The 20,794-nt window shown below is 30.3% G+C and carries 16 protein-coding genes and 1 tRNA gene; 7 read left to right on the top strand and 10 right to left on the bottom strand.

What is annotated here, in order from left to right; all coding sequences use genetic code 11:
• Positions 1-115 precede the first annotated feature (115 nt).
• A complete protein-coding gene (fabF, locus tag ACUBP5_RS02040) occupies positions 116-1,372 on the bottom strand; it encodes a beta-ketoacyl-ACP synthase II (protein WP_482167996.1) in 1,257 nt (418 codons plus the stop codon).
• Between the two features lie 39 nt (positions 1,373-1,411).
• A complete protein-coding gene (locus tag ACUBP5_RS02035; RefSeq protein ID WP_482167995.1) occupies positions 1,412-1,672 on the bottom strand; it encodes an acyl carrier protein in 261 nt (86 codons plus the stop codon).
• 1,050 nt (positions 1,673-2,722) lie between these two features.
• Between ACUBP5_RS02035 and ACUBP5_RS02030 the strand changes: the two genes are divergently transcribed.
• From ACUBP5_RS02030 to dnaG, 4 genes are all read left to right on the top strand, one after another.
• Positions 2,723-2,795 (top strand) — tRNA-Met (locus ACUBP5_RS02030).
• Positions 2,796-3,572: 777 nt separating this feature from the next.
• Positions 3,573-3,752, top strand: a complete 180-nt coding sequence (locus ACUBP5_RS02025) for a hypothetical protein (RefSeq protein WP_482167994.1) — start codon at positions 3,573-3,575, stop codon at positions 3,750-3,752.
• Positions 3,753-3,798: 46 nt separating this feature from the next.
• A complete protein-coding gene (locus ACUBP5_RS02020) occupies positions 3,799-4,113 on the top strand; it encodes a protein-L-isoaspartate O-methyltransferase family protein (protein WP_482168607.1) in 315 nt (104 codons plus the stop codon).
• 612 nt (positions 4,114-4,725) lie between these two features.
• Entirely contained in the window at positions 4,726-6,636 is a 1,911-nt protein-coding gene (gene dnaG / locus ACUBP5_RS02015; RefSeq protein WP_482167993.1) for a DNA primase, read from the top strand.
• A 283-nt stretch (positions 6,637-6,919) separates the two neighbouring features.
• Here dnaG and ACUBP5_RS02010 read toward each other — a convergent pair whose 3' ends face one another.
• Entirely contained in the window at positions 6,920-10,048 is a 3,129-nt protein-coding gene (locus ACUBP5_RS02010; RefSeq protein ID WP_482167992.1) for a cytochrome c biogenesis protein, read from the bottom strand.
• A 143-nt stretch (positions 10,049-10,191) separates the two neighbouring features.
• On the opposite strand from ACUBP5_RS02010, the gene ACUBP5_RS02005 reads away from it, so the two are divergent.
• A complete protein-coding gene (locus ACUBP5_RS02005; RefSeq protein ID WP_482167991.1) occupies positions 10,192-11,151 on the top strand; it encodes a polyprenyl synthetase family protein in 960 nt (319 codons plus the stop codon).
• A gap of 31 nt (positions 11,152-11,182) precedes the next feature.
• Here ACUBP5_RS02005 and ACUBP5_RS02000 read toward each other — a convergent pair whose 3' ends face one another.
• Together ACUBP5_RS02000 and recA are read right to left on the bottom strand one after the other, a co-directional pair.
• Positions 11,183-11,956: an MBL fold metallo-hydrolase gene (locus ACUBP5_RS02000; protein WP_482167990.1), complete on the bottom strand. Its 774-nt coding sequence runs from the start codon at positions 11,954-11,956 to the stop codon at positions 11,183-11,185.
• Between the two features lie 19 nt (positions 11,957-11,975).
• Positions 11,976-12,971 carry a recombinase RecA gene (gene recA, locus ACUBP5_RS01995; RefSeq protein ID WP_482167989.1) on the bottom strand — a complete coding sequence of 332 codons (996 nt, stop codon included), beginning with the start codon at positions 12,969-12,971 and terminating at the stop codon, positions 11,976-11,978.
• A 745-nt stretch (positions 12,972-13,716) separates the two neighbouring features.
• Between recA and nth the strand changes: the two genes are divergently transcribed.
• Positions 13,717-14,343, top strand: a complete 627-nt coding sequence (gene nth, locus ACUBP5_RS01990) for an endonuclease III (RefSeq protein ID WP_482167988.1) — start codon at positions 13,717-13,719, stop codon at positions 14,341-14,343.
• Here the strand turns inward: nth and ACUBP5_RS01985 are convergent.
• The 5 genes from ACUBP5_RS01985 to ACUBP5_RS01965 form a co-directional block, all read right to left on the bottom strand.
• Entirely contained in the window at positions 14,340-14,711 is a 372-nt protein-coding gene (locus tag ACUBP5_RS01985; protein WP_482167987.1) for a DUF3127 domain-containing protein, read from the bottom strand. The genes nth and ACUBP5_RS01985 overlap by 4 nt on opposite strands.
• 34 nt (positions 14,712-14,745) lie before the next feature.
• On the bottom strand, positions 14,746-15,672 hold the full coding sequence (locus ACUBP5_RS01980; protein ID WP_482167986.1) for an SPFH domain-containing protein: 927 nt from the start codon (positions 15,670-15,672) through the stop codon (positions 14,746-14,748).
• A 26-nt stretch (positions 15,673-15,698) separates the two neighbouring features.
• Positions 15,699-16,028 carry an SUF system Fe-S cluster assembly protein gene (locus ACUBP5_RS01975; RefSeq protein ID WP_482167985.1) on the bottom strand — a complete coding sequence of 110 codons (330 nt, stop codon included), beginning with the start codon at positions 16,026-16,028 and terminating at the stop codon, positions 15,699-15,701.
• A gap of 69 nt (positions 16,029-16,097) precedes the next feature.
• A complete protein-coding gene (locus tag ACUBP5_RS01970; RefSeq protein WP_482167984.1) occupies positions 16,098-17,471 on the bottom strand; it encodes a M16 family metallopeptidase in 1,374 nt (457 codons plus the stop codon).
• A gap of 51 nt (positions 17,472-17,522) precedes the next feature.
• Positions 17,523-18,803 carry a M16 family metallopeptidase gene (locus ACUBP5_RS01965; RefSeq protein ID WP_482167983.1) on the bottom strand — a complete coding sequence of 427 codons (1,281 nt, stop codon included), beginning with the start codon at positions 18,801-18,803 and terminating at the stop codon, positions 17,523-17,525.
• A 644-nt stretch (positions 18,804-19,447) separates the two neighbouring features.
• Here ACUBP5_RS01965 and ACUBP5_RS01960 point away from each other — a divergent pair.
• Positions 19,448-20,788, top strand: coding sequence for a c-type cytochrome (locus tag ACUBP5_RS01960; RefSeq protein WP_482167982.1), 1,341 nt, complete (start codon positions 19,448-19,450; stop codon positions 20,786-20,788).
• Positions 20,789-20,794 lie beyond the last annotated feature (6 nt).

Here is a 20,794-nt window from a genome sequence, read left to right as displayed (position 1 = left end):
TCTCAAGTCTTATTTCTAAAAAATTCTTGCATAAAAACAAATAATAATAAAAAACTAAAAATCTATCTAACTCTTGTATCAAATAATACTAAGGTGTTGAATTTCCCTTCAATTGCTAAATATTTTTAAATAAAAGGGATACATTATGGCCTCCAAATCCAAAAATATTACATATACTTACTTTTACTATCCTTTTTTGTGCTACATTCAATGTAAGGTTAATTTTTGGATCAATATGTTTAATTTTATCATCAAGCTCAAAATTATTAATTGTAGGAGGCACCTCATTATAAACTAAGGGAAGTAAAGAAGCAATAGATTCTATAGCTCCTGCCGCGCCTAAGAGATGGCCTGTCATGGACTTAGTAGAATTAATATTGATTTTTGATATATGATCACCAAATAAATTTTTAATAGCTTTAATTTCAACTAAATCTCCTAAAATGGTAGAAGTACCATGAGTATTAATATGATCAACGTCTGTAACTTTTAATTGTGCATCTCTAAGTGCATTTCGCATCACCTTAATTATTCCTAATCCCTCAGGATGAGGAGCTGTAATATGATAAGCATCTGATGATAGTCCGACACCAGCAAGTTGTGCATATATTTTTGCCCCTCTAGCCTTAGCATGTTCATATTCTTCTAATACAAGACACCCAGCTCCCTCTCCTAAGACAAATCCATCGCGATCCTTATCGAAAGGTCTTGAAGCAGTTTTATAATCCTCATTTCTAGTAGATAGTGCATGCAAAGCGTTAAATCCCCCTATACCGCTTTTAGTGATTGCCGCTTCAGAACCTCCAGCTAGTATAATTTCAGCCTTGCCCAATTGAATTAGATGATAAGCATCTACTAAAGCGTTTGCTGAAGATGCGCAAGCAGATACTGTAGAATAATTAGGCCCTGTTAATCCATATTTAATTGAGATTAACCCCGGTGTAGTATCTACAATCATTTTTGGAATAAAAAATGGGTTAAACCTCGGAGTTCCATTACTCAAGGCATAATTAGAAATTTCCTGTTCAAAAGTCGAAATTCCTCCGATACCTGAACCCCAAACAACTCCTATCCTATCCTTATTTTCTTTTGAAAAATCTAAATTAGTGTCTTTTAGGGCCTCATCACTACTTATAATACCAAATTGAGCGCAAGGATCTAATTTCCTACTTTCTCTTTTGTCAAAGAAATCTTCTGATTTATACCCCTTAATCTCACAAGCGAACTTTGTCTTAAACTTTTGAAAGTTAAAACGAGTAATGGGAGCTGCTCCACTTACGCCCTTAATGAGGGATCTCCAATAAGAATTTACCCCTACCCCGATAGGGGTAATAGCTCCAATACCAGTAACAACTACTTTTTTCAGTTGCATTATTTAGAAAAACTTAGATGCTTTTTAATGAGTGAATCTTTAAGATTCTGATTTAATAGATCCAACAGATTTTTCTATGTATTTTACAGCCTCTCCAACGGTTGAGATGTTTTCAGCTTGGTCGTCAGGAATGGAAATTTGGAACTTTTTCTCAAATTCCATAATAAGTTCAACGGTATCTAAAGAATCAGCGCCTAAATCTTGGGTAAAATTCGAATCAAAATTTATATTTTCTTTATCAACGCCTAATTTTTCCACGATTATATCTATAACTTTTTCTTGAACATCTTTGTCAACCATCTTATTTTAAGATTAAATTTGGCGCTAAAATAATAAATTTGACGAACTAAATTGTTTCCTAAGTATTACAATGATTAGTTTAAATTAAGATCTCATAAAAAAATACAAGATTAAATATCTAATTATCTGCCTGTTATAAATTAATAATTCCCCTATAGAAGGCAGAGATTATGTTTAATCTTTGCCTAGGAACTATACTTCCATAGTATAGTCCCATAATTATGGGATATAAAATTTATGATTAATAATTATTGTATACTCGAAGGTGAGTTGCTTAGTGACTTATCCTAAATAAGTGGAATACTACTAGTAAATTGAAACTTTCAATTCTTCTCTTAATATTATAAGAGATTTAGAATATAAATGCTTAAAATACATACATAATGTATCTCTTTATTAATCAAATAGTAAAATATTAAATAATAAGCATAATATCTCATTATATATAGAATCTATGTATAGATCTTTTTATAGGAAAACTTATAGTGTAATCCAGAATAGTTCATTCATATTATTTCCAGGTTTTTTAATATATATAGTAGTATCTAGTTAACTTATTTCTATTTAGTTAAAAATAGCAATATAAAATATCTCTATTTTATAGGTAGATGCGATAATATAAAGGCAAAAAAAAATAACCGGGACTAAAATTTCCACTCCATATAACGATTAAGCTTGAACTAAGCTAAGTTAAACTTATACTTTTTTCTTAGATAGAAGAGAAAACTTCTAACTAAACTAAAAGATAATTGTAATATTACATTAATACCTATTGATATAATTCAACCCCTTTTAATTAAATTAATCTCATTTACATAAGAGAAGACTATACTTTCTTTCTCAAGATATTACGTTCCTCAAAATATAAATCCTCCGTTACTTAAGATTATTCTATTTATCTCACGAGCTCTATATATAAAATAGAGTAAATTTTTAATAAATTAACTACTCTGTATTATATAACTTAACATTGAGTATAAAATTTGATGATTTTTCTTTAATCATATAAATTTAAATTCTATAAAAAAAATAATTATATTTGTATCACTCCGCGGGGTGGAGCAGTTGGTAGCTCGTCGGGCTCATAACCCGAAGGTCACAGGTTCGAGTCCTGTTCCCGCTACAAATAAATATCTTTCTCATTATTAATGTCAGTTGACAATAGACTTGTTATAAGTCTATATGACCCTGTTTATTTTTTTTATCTCACGGATTCGTGAAATTTAATAGATCATTTTAAGTAATTAGAGCCCCCCCTATTTAAGGGATACTTAGGCGTTCTTCCTGTATAATAAAATTTATTATTCTATTATTAAAATCTAGAAAAGAAAGGAGGTTAGATTAGGATGTTTCTATATGTTTAAAAACTTTTAATATGATTATATTCTTTACTAAATATTACTAGATATAGATTATAACTTATTATTATATCATTAAAAACGATTTTATAAAGTTTGAGAGATTTTATATTCTTATAAACTAATATTTATCCTTCTACATTTTTCTTGTTTATTTTAAGATTTAAAAAAATAACTATAGCTCTATAAAAAAGTTGGAATATAATGGTTCCTCTCTCTTCTTTTAATTACTATAAAAACATGATTAAAATATTATATATTTTTTATCTAAAAATTATTTTGTTTTAAAAAAGGGACTAAGGTCTCTAAATTTCATTAAATAATGGCACTAGAAGATATATTCTAATAGCACTTGATTTAGCCTTTATGCTGAAATAAAGTATGGATGACAATAATAAAATATTAATAGTATATAATTTCCTGCCTACTAGTTTTTCAGTAAGTTTATAATTAGCTATTAAGATATAGCGAGAAAGTTTTTATTAAAATATTTTTTTTTTGGTGAAATTGGATGTTTAAAACATTTGTAGGAATAGTTAAATATGCTTGATTATTTTAAATATTTTGGACAGATAACTAAAATGGTAGAGACTTTATATATACGTATACATAATGAAAGAGTACTTGAAGCCATCTTACGTGTTCCTAGGAATCTTTTCATAGATTCGGCATTTGAAAATCATGCTTATACCTTAAAGGCAATTTCTATCGTATCCGGATAAACTTTATCAAATCCTTATACGGTAGCTCTACAAACAGAGCTTATTTATCCACAAAAAGGAGAAAAAAAATCTTGAGATTGGCGCAGGTTCAGGCTATCAAACTGCTATCTTACTGAAATTAGGCATTAAAGTATATACTATAGAACGTCAAAAAGAACTTTTTATCCAATCAAAACGATTACTAAAAAACTTTGTTATTATCCTAAATGCTAGATCTTTGGAGATGGATTTAAAGGACTTCCTGCTTTTTGCGCCTTTTGATAAGATCATAGTTACAGCAGCAGCCCCTTTTATCCCTAGGGATCTAAAAGAACAACTTTATAGTAGGAGACATCATAATTATTCCTATGATACAAATTAATAAATAACAAAAAATGAAAATCATACTAAGAGAAAATCAAGAACGTTGTAAAGTAATTCCTATAGGAAAAGCAAATTTTGTTCCTTGCTTAAAAAAAGGAAATTATAAAAAATTATTAATGTCTCCTTAAAGACCGCCCTTTCTTGCATATACACATACAAATATTAAAATAAGATTTTTAATCTTACATAATTATAATTGGTGTTCTGTATAGATGTTTTTAATAGCTATATACTCTCTTTGCAATGAGAATATCATCTCTTATGGATAAGTAAATTTATTTTTATATTTTTTTTTTAAAAAAAAATTACAAATAAGCTTGATTTATCCTAATCTATAGGATAAATCAATACATATTTTTTGATTAAATTTTTAATTAATTTTTTTAGACATATATTAAAATGCTATCTAATATTCATTTTTAATAAAAAAATTGATATTCTATACAAGTATATTTTTAAAGTGCATAAGATTCTTTAATCTTTAAACTTTCGTTAAAGAGCACTTAAGGATAAGTGCATAAAGTAGTAAATATAAATGCAATCAACCCTTCAAATAAGAAGATAAAAAATATTGTATTTTCTCTATGTTATATATAATCTAATTTTCTATATGATTTCTCAAGATACTGTAGATAAAATTTATTCTTGCGCCTTAGTAGAAGAAGTCATAGGAGATTTTTTACAGCTAAAAAAAAGTGGAAGTAATTATAAAGGACTAAGCCCTTTTTCAAACGAACAGACGCCTTCTTTTGTAGTTTCCCCAGCTAAACAGATATGGAAAGATTTTAGCTCTGGAAAAGGTGGAAATGTAGTAAGTTTTCTTATGGAACATGAACACTTCACCTATATTGAGGCACTCAAATATCTAGCAAATAAATATAATATTGAATATAAGGAAGAAAAAATATTTTCTTCTGAAAAGAAACAAATAGAAAATGAAAAAGAAAGTATTTATATTATACATGAATATGCAAAAAATTTTTTTGAAGATCAATTAAGAAATAGCGAGGAAGGAATTAATATAGGATTGAATTACTTAAAAGAGCGTGGCTTCAAAGAAGAGATCATTCAAAAATTCCAACTTGGTTATGCTCGAGCAGATAGTAGACACTTTACTAAAAAAGCTCTTAAAGAAGGTTTTTTACCAAAATATCTAAAAAAATCTGGACTTAGCATTTCTAAAAATGAGGATCTTTTTGATATATTTCGAGGACGAATTATTTTCCCTATTCATAGTTTTTCAGGCAGAATACTAGGTTTTGGTGGTAGAATCATCAATCCTACTATTTACCCTTTGGCAAAATATATTAATTCTCCTGAGAGTAATATTTATAATAAAAGTCAAGTTATATATGGGATTCATCAAGCTAAGCAAGCTATTCTTAAACAAGGGATATGTTATTTAGTAGAGGGCTATACTGATGTAATTTCTTTATATCAATCAGGTGTACAAAATGTAGTAGCCTCTTCTGGAACATCCCTTACAGTAGATCAAATCCTTATGATTAAAAGACTCACGTCTAATATCATTTTACTTTATGATTCAGACTCAGCTGGGATAAAAGCAGCCCTCAGAGGGATAGATATGATTTTAGAACAGAATATGAATGTAGAAGTAATTTTATTCCCCGAAGGGGAAGATCCTGATTCATTTGTTCACAATCATAGATTCTTAGATCTTTTATCTTTCTTTAAAGAGAATCGTCAAAACTTCATACAATTTAAAACTAATTTCCTCATAAAAAAAGATAAAAATGATCCTACAGAGCGTGCTCTATTGATTAGGGAAATAGTAGAGAGTATTTCAAAAATATCAAACTTAATCCGTAGAGAAATATATATAAAAGAAACAGCTAGAATACTAAAAATAAGCGATCAAGTGCTTTTTCAAGAGCTAGCACAAATAGACTATAAAAATCGTAAGGTAGATAAAAAACAACTCGAACAAAAAAATGTCTCTACAAAAATCCAAATTTATCAAGAATCTAATGATATAGATCCTCTTAAAATCCTTGAAGAAGAGCTTATCAGGTTAATGCTGTTTCAGGGCAATCATTTAATTACGCCAATTAAAGACTTACAGAAAGAACGAAAAATAATTCAAGAGATCATTGAGCATTTTAATATAGAACATTTGGAATTCTCTAATGCATTTTATCAGAAAATTTTTAAAGAAATTCAAGAAGGTTTTTCAAAAGGCGAATATAGAACAGCAGGGTATTTTCTTCAATCAAATGATGAAGAGATAATACGTTTTGTATCTTCAAAATATCAAGATCCCGATGAGCTAGCATGTTTTGATAAAAAAGGAATTCACGTAACATCTAGGGAAAAAAAACTAACTCATCATTTTCAACAAACGCTATTACGTTATAAATCACACTATATATCAAAACTCATTCAAGAGAGACAAGATAACCTAAAAAAAGAAAATAAGAACTCAAACTATATAAAAAAAGAACTTTGCAAATTGATCGATCTAAAAAATCAGATAAATAAAAAACTAGGACGCGAAGCATGAAGAAATTGATTATGATAATATGAATAACTTAGTTCTCTTAAAAATATACTTGGCTATGTCTTGAACTTTATATTATTATATATACAACCCAGGCTAGAAATTATAGTTTTTTTTTTAAAAAAAAAGTTACTCCTTATGGAGTTATAATAAAGTATTAATTATAATACGTAAAGAAAATTATATTTTGTAATATAATTGTAAAAAATTGCTCTCCATACTCCAAAAAAAAATAATAAATGTAACCTTATAGTATAGTTTTTATATAAAATTTGGTAAAATTGATTTATGATCTTTTAAAAGATTTACAAGTATGATATTTAGCTATAGCGGCAATGATGGAAATGAAAGAGAGCATATAGTATATCCAAAGAGGAATAGGGATAGGATCCCCCTTAGCATAAGAATGTAACCCTGATAAATAGTAATTTACCCCAAAATACGTCATTATAATACAGCCGAAAGAAATAATACTCGCAAGATTAAAAGCAAAAGCTCCTCTTAATCCTTTGATTAATCGCATATGTAATACAAAGGCATAAAACATAATACTTATAAAAGCCCAGGTTTCTTTAGGATCCCAACTCCAGTAACGCCCCCAACTTTCATTAGCCCATACTCCTCCTAAAAAAGTCCCCACACTTAATAGAAACAATCCAACTGTAAGAGTCATTTCGTTGATTATAGTCAATTCTTGAATAATGTTCCCATAAATAGATGGCTTAGAAAAAGCTAGTAAATTATATAATATCAATACAGTAAGCCCTATAAATGCTCCTATGGAAAAAAAACCATAGCTAGAAGTGATTATCGCTACGTGAATTATTAACCAGTAAGATTTGAGAACTGGAACTAAATTAGTGATTTCAGGATCCATCAAATTACTGTGAGCTACACCTAATAAAATCGTAGCAGAAAGAGAGGCAAGAGCTGGAATAAAAAAATTACTCCGATGATAAAAGATCCAACCAGCTAAAAGCATACACCAGCTAATGAAAGTTGCTGATTCATAAGCATTGCTCCAAGGAGCATGACCCGATATATACCATCGCAACCCAAGACCTATAGTATGAATAATAAAAACTAAAGCTAGGATAGCCGAAATAATACGAGATAAAACTCGTATTATAGAAAAACGGAAGAAAAGTCTACTAAAGGTTAGAAATAATAAAATAAAACCCAATAAAGCATAGGCTAGCATGACTTTATAAAAAATATTTATTTTATTATAAAATATCTCAGCTCTTACTTTAAAGAGCGATGGTAAAACTTCATGTCCATATTTTTGTTGATAAAAATTGATCCTATCAAGCCGCTGATCTGCTTTTTGCCAATCACTAGGTTTTTTAATCTGGTTAATGGCTATAAAATAATCATTTATCATCTTAAAAAAGATAGGGTCAATTTTCATATCCGGTCGGATCCAGCTACTCCAAGTATGATTAGGATCTCTAGGAATAGGGAAAATACGTAAATATAGTCCTTGTAGAATACCCGATAATATATATATACGTTCATTTAAATTTATAATAGCTTTATCATATTTATTACGTTGAGCTGGATTTTTTAAAAAAGCCTTGTTATAATCTCTTTGTAATACAAATATCACTTGGTTACTAACCGGATCAAAATGATAGAGATTGATAAGTGACGTACAATTATATTTATCTGTACGAGTGATTTTTAATAATTCATCTCCCCCATCACTTTCTACCCTAATAAAAGGAGCATGGGTCCAAATGATCGGATTCTGATAAATAGATAGTAGCCAACGTGAAGCACTCCAAGAGCCTATACGATCTTGTTTATAGATTTTTCTAAGCAATTCGAGAGCCATGGTATGTATAGGTTTAATACGCCCTTTTTGATCTTGAACAAGACAGCTATTAAACTTATCCAAATGTGATCTAGATATCTCTGGATAATATCGTACAATTTCTGATAATTCTATTTTTTTAATAGAAAAAGGTAGATGTTGAGCATGAATTTTTATAAAAAATGAAAATAAAAAAATCAAAAATATAAGCCCTGAACTTGATATTTTAAGAAAAGACCCTTTTAATTTCCAAAAACGGGTTCCAGGCCAAAAAAGAGTTAAAAACATACCTAAAGATAACATTATATAGCCTATATAAGAGATAAGAGTACCCCAGTAATCATGGTTAATAGAAAGATGTGTGCCCTTGGCATCTGGATCATAACCTGACTGAAAAAATCGATAACCTTTATAATTTAAGACATTATTCATAAAAATTCGCTTGTTTTTATGAATGTGCCCATCTATAATTGTCAACTCACTTGCAAAAGAAGAAGGACTTAATGAACCTGGATAATACTCGAGTTCAAATCGATTTAAACGCAATGCAAAAGGAATCTGCATTAAAACAGATCCGTACCCTATAGAAATATGCTTATCGCCTAAAAAAAGCTGACCATTATTCTCTATCTCCCCTTTTTTACCAAAAAACGTGAGTGTTTTTGAAAGATTCCTATTAGAAATTTCTATTGTTATAGCATCAGGGGATTGATCCTGTTGAGATTTAGTTGCCGATATATATTTTAAAATACCATAGCTCACTGGCTCAGGGACCATCCATTGTATAGATCTAATCTGGTAAAGGGTTCTTAACTGTAATTCATAACGTACTCCATTTTTAAGAATTCCCTTAGCTCCTGTAGTCATGACAGTATATTTTACCTGGAAAGGAGAAAGTATATATAGTTTCCCGTTTTCTTGATATATTTTTATCACTTTCGAAGTAAATCGTCTTCCGAACCCAATGGAAATTGGCCCTAATTCTTTTAGATGATCTTGCTTAAGATAACTCTCTAAACGTCCTTTTTTAGAGCTGGTGATAATTTTAATGAAAGGCTTGCCATTGGGAGTTTTGATAAATCTTTCACAAGCACCTGGAATATAATCAATGATTTTTAATTTAAAGATGTCTTGTTGAAACTTAAATTTACCGTAAAACCTACTATGTAAAGGCGCTAATAAATAAGGAACGATATAAGTACTTAAACTATCTCGTCCTGAGATTTTAACCTTAATAAAGGTCTTATTAGAAACTATTTGATTAGAAATAGTTCCTTCACGAATGGACATCATCCCTTCAAAGCCGATATATCTTGAAATAGCGCCTCCTATAAAAATACATATAAAAGCAAAATGAAAAATAAGTAATGGCCATTTATCTCTCCTCCAGAGATGATATCGTCTGATATTGCCGATAAAACACAATATGAGAAGTATCATGATAGCCTCGAACCAACTAGCTTCGTAAATCAAAGCTTTAGCCGTAGCAGTATTATAAATTTCCTCAAGAAAAGTTCCCACTGCCATAGAAAGCGCAAAAACCAGTAAAAAAACTGCCATAGTACGGGTAGAAAACAACAGATTAAAAGCTCGTTGCATGAGGGTTACTTTAAAGTAAAAGTAGGAAAATATTACTCTAAATAAAAAAATATTGAGAAAGACTTAAGATCTCTTAACCCCAATTACATTTGTATAGCAGAAAAATCCTAAATTATAAACTTCTCTCTATGGAGAATATTGCTATGAAATCTCTATTAAAATATAAAATGCTTATTGACCGTTATATTATAAAAAATCGTTTCGAACAAACTGCTGAAACTATTTATAACCCTATTAATTATATTTTATCTATACCCGGGAAACGTATTCGTCCATCACTTTGTTTATTAGCTAACGAGATGTTCAAGGGAAAATTATCTATTGCTTTAAAACCTTCTATAGCTTTTGAATTTTTTCACAATTTCACTCTTATTCACGACGACCTTATAGATAAAGCATCATTGCGCAGAGGTAATTTGAGCGTACATAAAAAATGGGATGAAAGTACAGCGATAATCTCTGGTGATCTTTTACTCATTAAGGCTTATGAACTTTTGGGATCGCTTGATAAAGACCTTTTTTATAAAGTGGTGAAAGAATTCTCAACTATGGGTATAAAAATTTGTAGAGGACAACAAATGGATATAAATCTCGAGAATAATTTAGAGGTTAGATTTGATCAATATCTTCAAATGATAACCTATAAAACAGCAATGATCATGGGATCAGCACTAAAAGTAGGAGCTTTACTCGCTAGGGCTGATGAAAAACAAGCAAATTACTTATATAAAGTAGGAATAAATATTGGAATAGCTTTCCAAATGCAAGATGATCTTCTTGATGTATTTGGACAACCTAAATACATAGGGAAAAAACATGCAGGAGATATTTACTCTAATAAAAAAACCATTCTTTATTTTAAGGCACTTGAAAAGGCAAAAAAAAACGAAAAAAAAGAATTACTGCATTGGTATGCAATTAAAACAGATAGCAGAGATAAAATAGATGCTGTGGAAAATCTATTTAAAAAATTATGTCTTAAAGAAGAAGTAGAAAAAGATCTAATTCAATACCAAAAAAAAAGCCTAATATATCTTTCGAGAGTTATGGTAAATAAATCAAGAAAGGAGAAACTCATGTCATTTTTAGAAGAATCGATTTAATTTTTAATTATCGATAAAAAATATATAATTATTAGTATGAACATTCTATAGATAAGCTATCATAAGCAGGGAAAACACCAGATGGTAATTTTTTTACCAGATCTTTATAAAAACCTATTTCATAACTCATATGAGTAAGATATGTTTTTTTAGGAGATAGTTTTTCAATCACAGCTAGCGCTTCAGATAAAGAAAAATGAGAAGGATGCTCCGGGATAATTCTTAAAGCGTTTATTACAAGAAGTTCAAGATCCTCTAAAGAAGCCATAGTAGTATCTGTAAGAGCGCTAGCATCAGTAATATAAGCAAAATTTCCTATACGATATCCTAAGATCTTTAAATGATTATGTTGTACATCTAAAGGTAGAATACTAAATCCTTCAATATGAAAAATTTCCTGACTTTTTATAGAGAAAAGGGAAAACTTAGGTTCCCCTATAAACTCTTTCTTTGAAAGAAGATAAGAAAAACGGATTTTAATATCCTCTATAACTCTAGATAGAGCATATATAGGGATAGGTCTACGAACTTTAAAATAAATAGGGCGTAGATCATCTAGACCTGCTATATGATCATTATGTTCATGAGTAATTAAAAGAGCATCTATATGAGTTTTATTATTTTGTAACATTTGCATACGAAAATCAGTACCGCAATCTATAAGTAGACTTTTGTTATTCTTCTCTATAAGAATAGAGCTTCTTGTTCTTCTATCCCTTAAATCACTTGAGAAACATACAGGATGAGAAGAACCTATAACAGGCACACCTTGTGAAGTGCCTGTCCCTAAAAAAGTGATTCTCATATCGTAAAATCTTCTAGTCTTAAATATCTAAAGCTTGTTCTATCGCTTGTTCTATTTCTTTACATAGTTCATTTTTGTCTTTAAGAAGTTCTTTAACCGTATCTCGACCCTGACCTAAACGTGTTTCAGCGTAACTGAACCAAGAACCGTTTTTTTTAACAATACCCATTTCAACAGCTAAATCAAGGATTTCTCCCGTACGGGATATTCCCTCTCCGTACATAATATCGAATTCAGCAGTTTTAAAAGGTGGAGCGACTTTATTTTTAACTACTTTTACACGAGTGTGATTCCCTATGGTTTCTTCTCCATTTTTGATCTGTGCTCCGCGACGGACATCTAAACGGATAGATGAATAAAATTTCAAAGCATTTCCTCCAGTAGTAGTTTCAGGATTTCCAAAGATTACTCCTATTTTTTCTCTTAATTGATTGATAAAGAAAGCCGTACATTTTGTTTTGCTTATGCTAGAGGTTAACTTTCTAAGTGCCTGAGACATCAAACGTGCCTGTAACCCTATTTTAGAATCTCCCATTTCCCCTTCAATCTCACTGCGTGGCGTAAGTGCAGCTACTGAGTCAATAACAATAATATCAATAGCTCCTGATCGAATTAGATTATCTGCTATTTCAAGAGCTTGTTCACCATAATCGGGCTGAGAAATAATAAGCTCCTCAATATTAACACCTAGTTTTTGCGCATACACACGATCAAAAGCATGTTCGGCATCTATAAAAGCGGCTAATCCTCCATTTTCTTGAGCCTCCGCTATTGCATGTAAAGCAAGAGTAGTTTTTCCAGAAGACTCTGGACCATAAATCTCGATCACCCGGCCTCTAGGATAACCTAATACGCCAAGCGCTCGATCAAGATTTAAAGAACCTGATGGGATGACTTCTATTTCTTCTATTGCAGAATCTCCCATACGCATAACTGTACCTTTGCCATAGATTATATCCATTTTATCAAGAACTAACTGAAGTGATTTTTTCTTATGTTCTAAATCTTCACTCATAATTTATATATTTTATTGTTAATCTAGAATTTGTAATGTGTGATTTTTAATATTGATTTTATTAATAATAGGGAATATTATAATCTTTTTCATAAAAAAAAAAACTTTTAGGCCTCAGACTCTAAAGTTAGAGTCACTTGCTTATCTTGATTATTAAAAAAATGATAATTTTTGCTATCTTATCCCTTTGATAAGATAGAGTCTACACTTATCCTAAGTAATTTTTATAATCCTGATCTTGAAAACACTTATAATGACATCTCAAATTGAACACTATATGAAGTATAACTAAGATTGTTTGCTTTTAAATAGGGGAGCATAATTAATTTATTCTATAAATAATCCTCTTTATTTATTATTTACTTATACCTAATTAATTAGATGTAAATTATGTGTTTTATTACTAATATATAGAGTATATTTATACTTGTGCACAAGTATAAATATACTCTATATGAATTATTAAACCCTTCTTATTATACTACTCATCTATGGATCTACTCATTAAAAGTAATAATCGTCTAATAAAGAGATTAGTATTGTTTTGGACAATACTAAATTTATATAAACCATAGTTTACTTATCGAGATAAGGATAGTAATAAAAATTCCTAAAATAATAGTTTTTAGCTTTTGAGAGAAAACATTATCTTTAAAGCTAAAGGGAAAATTCAAAGATTTTTTTTAAAAAAAAATACTCTTTTTAGTATTTAAAAATCTTAGCTTAAGCTACTTTAAATCATAGTATGAAAGAAAAAATCGACATTATCATTAAAATTTTGGAATCGCTATATCCTTATCCTTTAATTACATTACAACACAAAAATTCTTTTACCTTACTAATCTCTGTTATACTTTCAGCTCAAAGTACAGATAAAAAAGTTAATGAAATTACTCCCATGCTTTTTAGTAAAGCTGATACACCATTTAAAATGGCTAAAATGGAAATTGAAGAGATCAGTTATCTAATTAAAAAAATAGGATTACATAATACCAAAGCTAAAAATATTAAAGCTATCTCGAGTATCCTAATGGAAAAATACAACGGAGAGGTCCCAAGAAGTTTTAAATCACTAAAAGAATTACCAGGAGTAGGGCACAAAACAGCATCGGTTGTAATGTCCCAAGCCTTTCATAAATCAGCTTTTCCTATAGATACACATATTCACCGACTGATGCATCGCTGGGGATTAAGCAATGGGATCAGTGTTAAGCAAACTGAGAAAGATGCAAAAAAACTATTTCCTAAAGCACTTTGGAATAAACTTCATTTACAAATCATCTATTATGGTAGAGAGTATTCCCCGGCTCGTAAATGGGACCTTAAAAAAGATCCTATAGCAAAGGCTCTTTTAGAAAAACAATCTCACTAAAAAGGCAAATCGTCAAACTCATTTTCGGAAGCTGTTCCAGCTCTATCTGACACAGGAGATATAGAAGGCGAATTCATCGTCAACGGATGAAGAGTTTGGATTTTTTCTACACGCCAACCTTGTATAGAGTTGAAATATTTAGTTATCCCTTCAGGATTTACCCACTCTCTCCCGCGTAGATTAATTGAAATTTTTATCTGGTCATTTACTGAAAGTGTATCAAGCAATTCTGTTTTATCCTGAACAAACTCTACTAGTATATGTTGAGGATACTGTTCTTCAGTGATAAGCACTAACTCACGTTTTCTAAATCCACTAGTAAAGGTTTGAGTATCAAATATTTTTTTTACTCTTCCTGATATTTCCATAATTAATTAATAGTATTTAAATCATATGTTATCTTTATTCAAAACGCTTTTTTACTGAACTTTTCATGGCGTCGGTAATTTGATTAGAGGCACTGAAAGAGGTAATCATAGTATTTAACATTTCACTAGCAGATCCGGGTGAGTTAGGTAGTAAAATTAAATTTGTATTAGTGTGCTCACCTATTGATTGAAGTGTATCGTAATGTTGTGTTACAACGATCAAAGCCGAAGCTTCTTGCGAACTTATACCTACACTATTAAGTACTTCAACCGATTCAAGAAGCCCTTTAGCTATCTCTCTCCTTTGATCAGCTATGCCTTTCCCCTGAAGTTGTTTGCTTTGAGCTTCAGCTTTAGCTTTAGCAACAATCTTAATACGTTCAGCTTCTGCCTCATACTCGGCAGCTACTTTTTCACGTTCGGCAGTATTAATGCGATTCATAGCTTGCTTAACCTGTTCATCAGGATTAATATCTGTCACTAGAGCTTTAATAATAGAATAACCATAATTATGCATAGCCTCATCCAATTCTCTTTTAACAGCTAAAGCAATGTCATCTTTTCTCTCAAAAACATCATCAAGACGCATTTTAGGGACTTCTGCGCGAACTACGTCAAAGACGTAAGCAGTAATTTGCTCATGAGGATTTTCTAGTTTATAGAAAGCGTCATAAACTTTATTTTTAATCACATTAAATTGTACTGAAACTTTAAGATGAACAAATACATTATCTTTAGTTTTAGTTTCTATAACTACATCAAGTTGCTGTATTCTCAATGAGATAACCCCTACCACTTGATCAAGTAAGGGAAATTTCAATTGCAACCCAGCTTGACGAATATATAAAAAACGACCTAGACGTTCTACAATAGCGGCACTTTGTTGTTTGACAACAACAATCATATTTAACCCTCCTATCAAGAGTAATGAAAATAATATAAAAAGAAAAATAAAACTCATATTAATATATTTATGTTAAAAAATATCTAAAGCATACCTAATTCTAAGCGGGCTTCTTCGCTGAGCATTTCATTGCTCCAAGGAGGATCAAAAGTAAGAACTAAATCTACCTGGCTAATCCCGTCTATAGCTTGAATATTTTGTTTTACTTCTTGAGGAAGGCTTTCGGCTACCGGGCAGTTTGGTGTAGTTAAAGTCATAATAATCTTTACCTCTGCTTGATCGCTTAATTGAATATCATAAATCAGCCCTAATTCATAAATATCTACGGGAATCTCAGGATCATAAATAGACTTTAATACGGAAATGATACGTCCTTCAAGGATATGGATTTGCTCTTTTGTAAGACATATCATAGCTTTTATACTTATTTAGAATAAATTTAACAAATAACCCTCTTTTTAAGGGGGGGGAAGGGTTATTTGTTAAATAGGATTGCCAAATGTATCAAGTAAAAAAATAGGATATCCCATCTGTTTTATTAAAGGATAAATTTTTTTTAAATTCCCTACTATAAGTATGTAAAAATGCTCAGGAATATATTTTTTGGCTGATTGGGTAACTTCAGATGCATTGATTAATTGTAAGTTTTTTAAATAATTCTGGTAAAAATTCTTAGGAAGCGACTCAGTAATTTCTTCTACTATAAAGCGGGCTGCAACGTAAGGGCTCTCTAAAGAAAGAATAAAATTTCCTATCATCTGATTTTTAACTAGATTAAGATCGTTTTCTTTTATAGGCTCTTTTATTTTTTTTATCTCCTTTAAAAACTCTTTAACAGCTAGATGAACTACCTCATTACGTACTTGTGCAGTTGCTATAAAACATCCAATATCTTTCCTTGGAATAAGACTTGAGTAAACACTATAAGTATAACCCTTATCTTCTCGCAAGTTTAAAAAAAGACGCCCTTGCGCTCCTCCACCTAAGATTTTATTAGCAATAATAGCAGAGAAATAATCCGACGCTGACTTCTTAAAATTAATAGCATTCCCTATGCTTATCACAGCTTGTGTTGAAGAAGGCACATCTACTAGATTAATCTGTATTTCTGGAAGGCATGATTTTATCTTGTACTTTTTAGAATAACCTTTCTGTTTTCCCCAATTTGAAAAATATTTTTCTGCTAAACGATAAGCCTCTTGTTCACTTATATCTCCAACAAAACTTAAGTAAGCCTTTTCTGGTCCAAAATATTTCTTGTAGAAGATACGAAAATCTTCTAGCTTAATTTTTCTAAGACTCTCATAAGTTGGATATTCTGCATAAGGGTGAGTGTTCCCATAGAAAATCTTTTTTTGAATGCGTTCTGAAACTGCCTGAGGCTCTCTCTCTTCTATTTGAAGTTGAGTAATACTTTGCTTAACCAATTTTTCAAGCTCTTGAGTATTATTAAAACTAGGCTCAAGTAGCATCTCACTCATTAGAGCTATAGAAGGCTCAAAATAACGTTTGAGCGATGAAAGATATATGCTAGAAAAAGAATAATGTAATGTCGTCCCCATTTGATCAATCTGCTGATTGAATTCCTCTTTAGTATGTTTTTTAGTGCCTGCAGCAAGCATTTGACCAAAAATATCTTTTAACCCTATCTTATCCCCTTGAAGTACAGGGCCGTGATCAAAAATAAGAGATACTCGAACAATAGGTAATTTATGATTTTCTACACATAATATAGTTAATCCATTTTTTAAAGATAAAATTTTAGGTCTTAAGACATTTAATTCGGGAGTAGGGCCTGCCTTAGGGGGGAATTTGCGATTTATATTAGCAAAGCTCTCTACTAAAGGATTAATCATAAAGAAAAAGATTATTAAATAACGAAATATCATAATATAAATTTAATAGTATTAAGGCTTTGGAATATCGTAGAGACGAACACGTTGACTCCTATTAAGATATTTATTAGCTATACGTTGTATATCTACGGCTTGGATAACTTGGTATTTTTCTATAATTGTATTAATCATATTAGTATCTCTATAATATAGATGGTAACTAGCTAAATTCTCAGCTATGGATCTCATAGAAATATTGCTATTGATAAAATGCTTCTCGAGGAAATTAATCTGTTTTTGCAATTCCTCTTTTCCCATGCTTTCTTTTTTTAACTGATCTATTTCTTCATCAAGAGCTCTAAGCAATTGATCTGGGGATATGCCTAAATTGGCAATAGCATAGATAATAAATACCCCATAATCTTCCATATCGCAAATAAAAGTTCCTGCGGAAGAGGCTAATTGTTTTTTATTAACTACATTTCTTGCAATACGCGAACTTTCTCCATTTGATAGAATTTGATCGATCATTTTTAACGTATAAGAATCTTTATCTGTTTTTTTAGGGATTCTATAGGCTAATATGATCGCAGGTACTTGAGTGTTTTTATCTTCATAAATCGATATGACCTCAGAGGTAATAGGAGCCTCGCTAATATTAGGCCTTATAATATTCTTTTTGCCTTTGGGTATTTCTCCGAAATAAACATTCACCCATTTTTTAACAAACTCTATATCGAAATCTCCTGAAATAGTTAAAATAGCATTGTTAGGTACATAGAAAGTTTTATAAAATTTTTTATAATCCTCTTTTTTAGCTGCATCTAGATCTTCTATATAGCCGATAATAGGGAATCGATAGGGATGTTTTTTGAAGAGCAGAGACGGTATTTTTTCCTCAATAGCGAGACTATAGGGTTGATTATCAAAGCGCATACTCTTTTCCTCTTTTACCACTTTTCTCTGAATATCTATTCCTTTTTGATCTACGCGAGCATGTAACATTCGCTCGGATTCTAGCCAAAGCGCAAGATTTAATTGGTTCGAAGGGAGAGTTTCATAATAGTATGTATAATCTTGTTGAGTATAGGCATTACTATGCCCACCGTTACATGAGATATACTTAAAAAACTCTCCACGATTGATATTTTTAGAGCCTTCAAACATTAAGTGTTCGAAAAAATGGGCGAATCCACTACGTCCCGGTAATTCATTTTTAGATCCCACATGATAAAGCACAGAAACCACGACTAAAGGATGTGAACGATCCTGATGTAAAATAACATGTAACCCATTATTTAAAGTATATTCTGTAAATTTAATCTGGGCATTCGAAGAGATAAGTGATAACATCACGAATAAGAATATAAAAAAAAAATTCATAGTGGAGCTTCGTTTTTCTAATGTTAGAGATGAAAGAATACTTTTACAAAAGTATGAAATTTTAATAGAAAGCTCACTTAAAGTAATATTTAGATCTATTATAAAAAACCAAAACAAAAAAAATAGCTTTTTATATTTTAGTAAATCTAAATATTACGCTTTATTTATCTTCTCGAGAAGATAGCGATTATTATTCAATATAGATTCTGGGAGAAGGTAGTGATGTAATTATTAGTGATGTAACTAAAGAAAAGTTATAATGCTTAAGTCTTTTAGACTAGTGTCAATTTATAAATACGTTAACTTTTTTGTTCTTTAACTTAACTTAAATAATAAATGTATTAAAGCTTATATTAATTAACTTAAGTAACAAATTTATTTGTTGTAATCAACACCACTATTGTAATTAACGCTACTCTTAATCAAATAATAAGTAAAACTGTATAACTAATAATTATGAATTTTTTATTTTTAGAATGATTATAAATTTAGTGCGTAACCTCATAATTCTTAAAAAGAGCTCGTATACATTTCTCCTTTATTTTACTTTTGTTATCATTAGTAAAAAGCTAAATGTGAATTATAAACGCACCTTAGCCATTTTTTCCATTTAAATGAAAAAATTAGTAAAGGAATTCAAACTATTAATTATTTTGGTTTTTTCCGCCTCTATCACTTTCCAAGTGCTTAGAGCACAGGAGGAAATTAAAGGAAATACTAAAAACGGAGCCACTCTTTATAAGATCAACTGCACCGCCTGCCATGCTATTGATCTTACCAAAAGACTCATAGGCCCTGCCCTATCAGGGGTTACTGAAAAAAGAAGTCGTGATTGGCTTCATAAATGGATTAAAAATAATAAATCTCTGAGAAAGAGCGGCGATAAAGATGCTCTATCTATTTATAAAGAATATGGCGAGATAGAGATGAATATTTTTCCTCAACTTTCAGAAAATGAGATTGATGATATCCTTTCGTTTATAAAGAATAGTCCTAGATTATCTAAAGATGAAAAAAGCTCTGTTGAGGAAATATCTAAGATTTCATATGATTTGAGTAATAACTTTATAAGATTATTATTAGCAGGATTTATCGTATTATCGGTCATATTATTATTAATCCTTATCAGAATATACGCGCTTGTTAATCTTATGAGCGTAAAAACTCCTGATGAATGCAAAATAAGTAAGAAAAAAATATCTATAAATATTCCCAAAATTCTTGAAAAATATAGAATTTTATGTTATGTTTTAATTAGCCTACTTTTCCTTTTATCTTTTTTTGAAATATGGAATTTTTTAATGACTATCGATGTAAATAAAGATTATCAACCTAATCAGCCTATTTATTTCTCTCACAAGATTCACTCAGATATTAATAAAATTGATTGCCAGTATTGCCACTCAAGCGCAAAATATAGTAAAATATCTGGGATCCCATCTACTAATGTATGCATGAACTGTCATATAAGTATTCAAGAATATAAGGGAGACTATGTAGAAAAGGAGAAAAGCAAAGATTTTTATACCTCTGAAATTCAGAAAATATATAAGTCTATTGGATGGGATCCTAATACACGTACTTACTCAGCGGAAACTCAACCCATTCAATGGGTACGTATTCATAATATGCCAGATTTCGTTTATTTTAATCATTTACAACATGTAGTAGTAGGAGAAGAAGCTATTAAAAAAGCAAAAAATGTAAATGTAGTTTGCAATGCTTGTCACGGAGAAGTACAAAAAATGGATAAAGTTAAAATGGCTAATGACTTTACTATGAGCTGGTGTATTAATTGCCATAGAAATACAGAAATAAACATGAATAATTCCTATTATAGGGAATATTTCGACAATCTACATGAAAAACTAGAAAAGCAGTATGGTAGGGGTTCTAATTCAATCACTACTGTAGATGCCGTAGGCGGTATAGAATGCGGAAAATGTCATCATTAATTTTTT

This window comes from Candidatus Insignibacter tubulum, from assembly GCF_056790205.1.
Note: the sequence above shows the minus strand (reverse complement) of the source record. Positions and strands in the feature narration are given on the sequence as shown.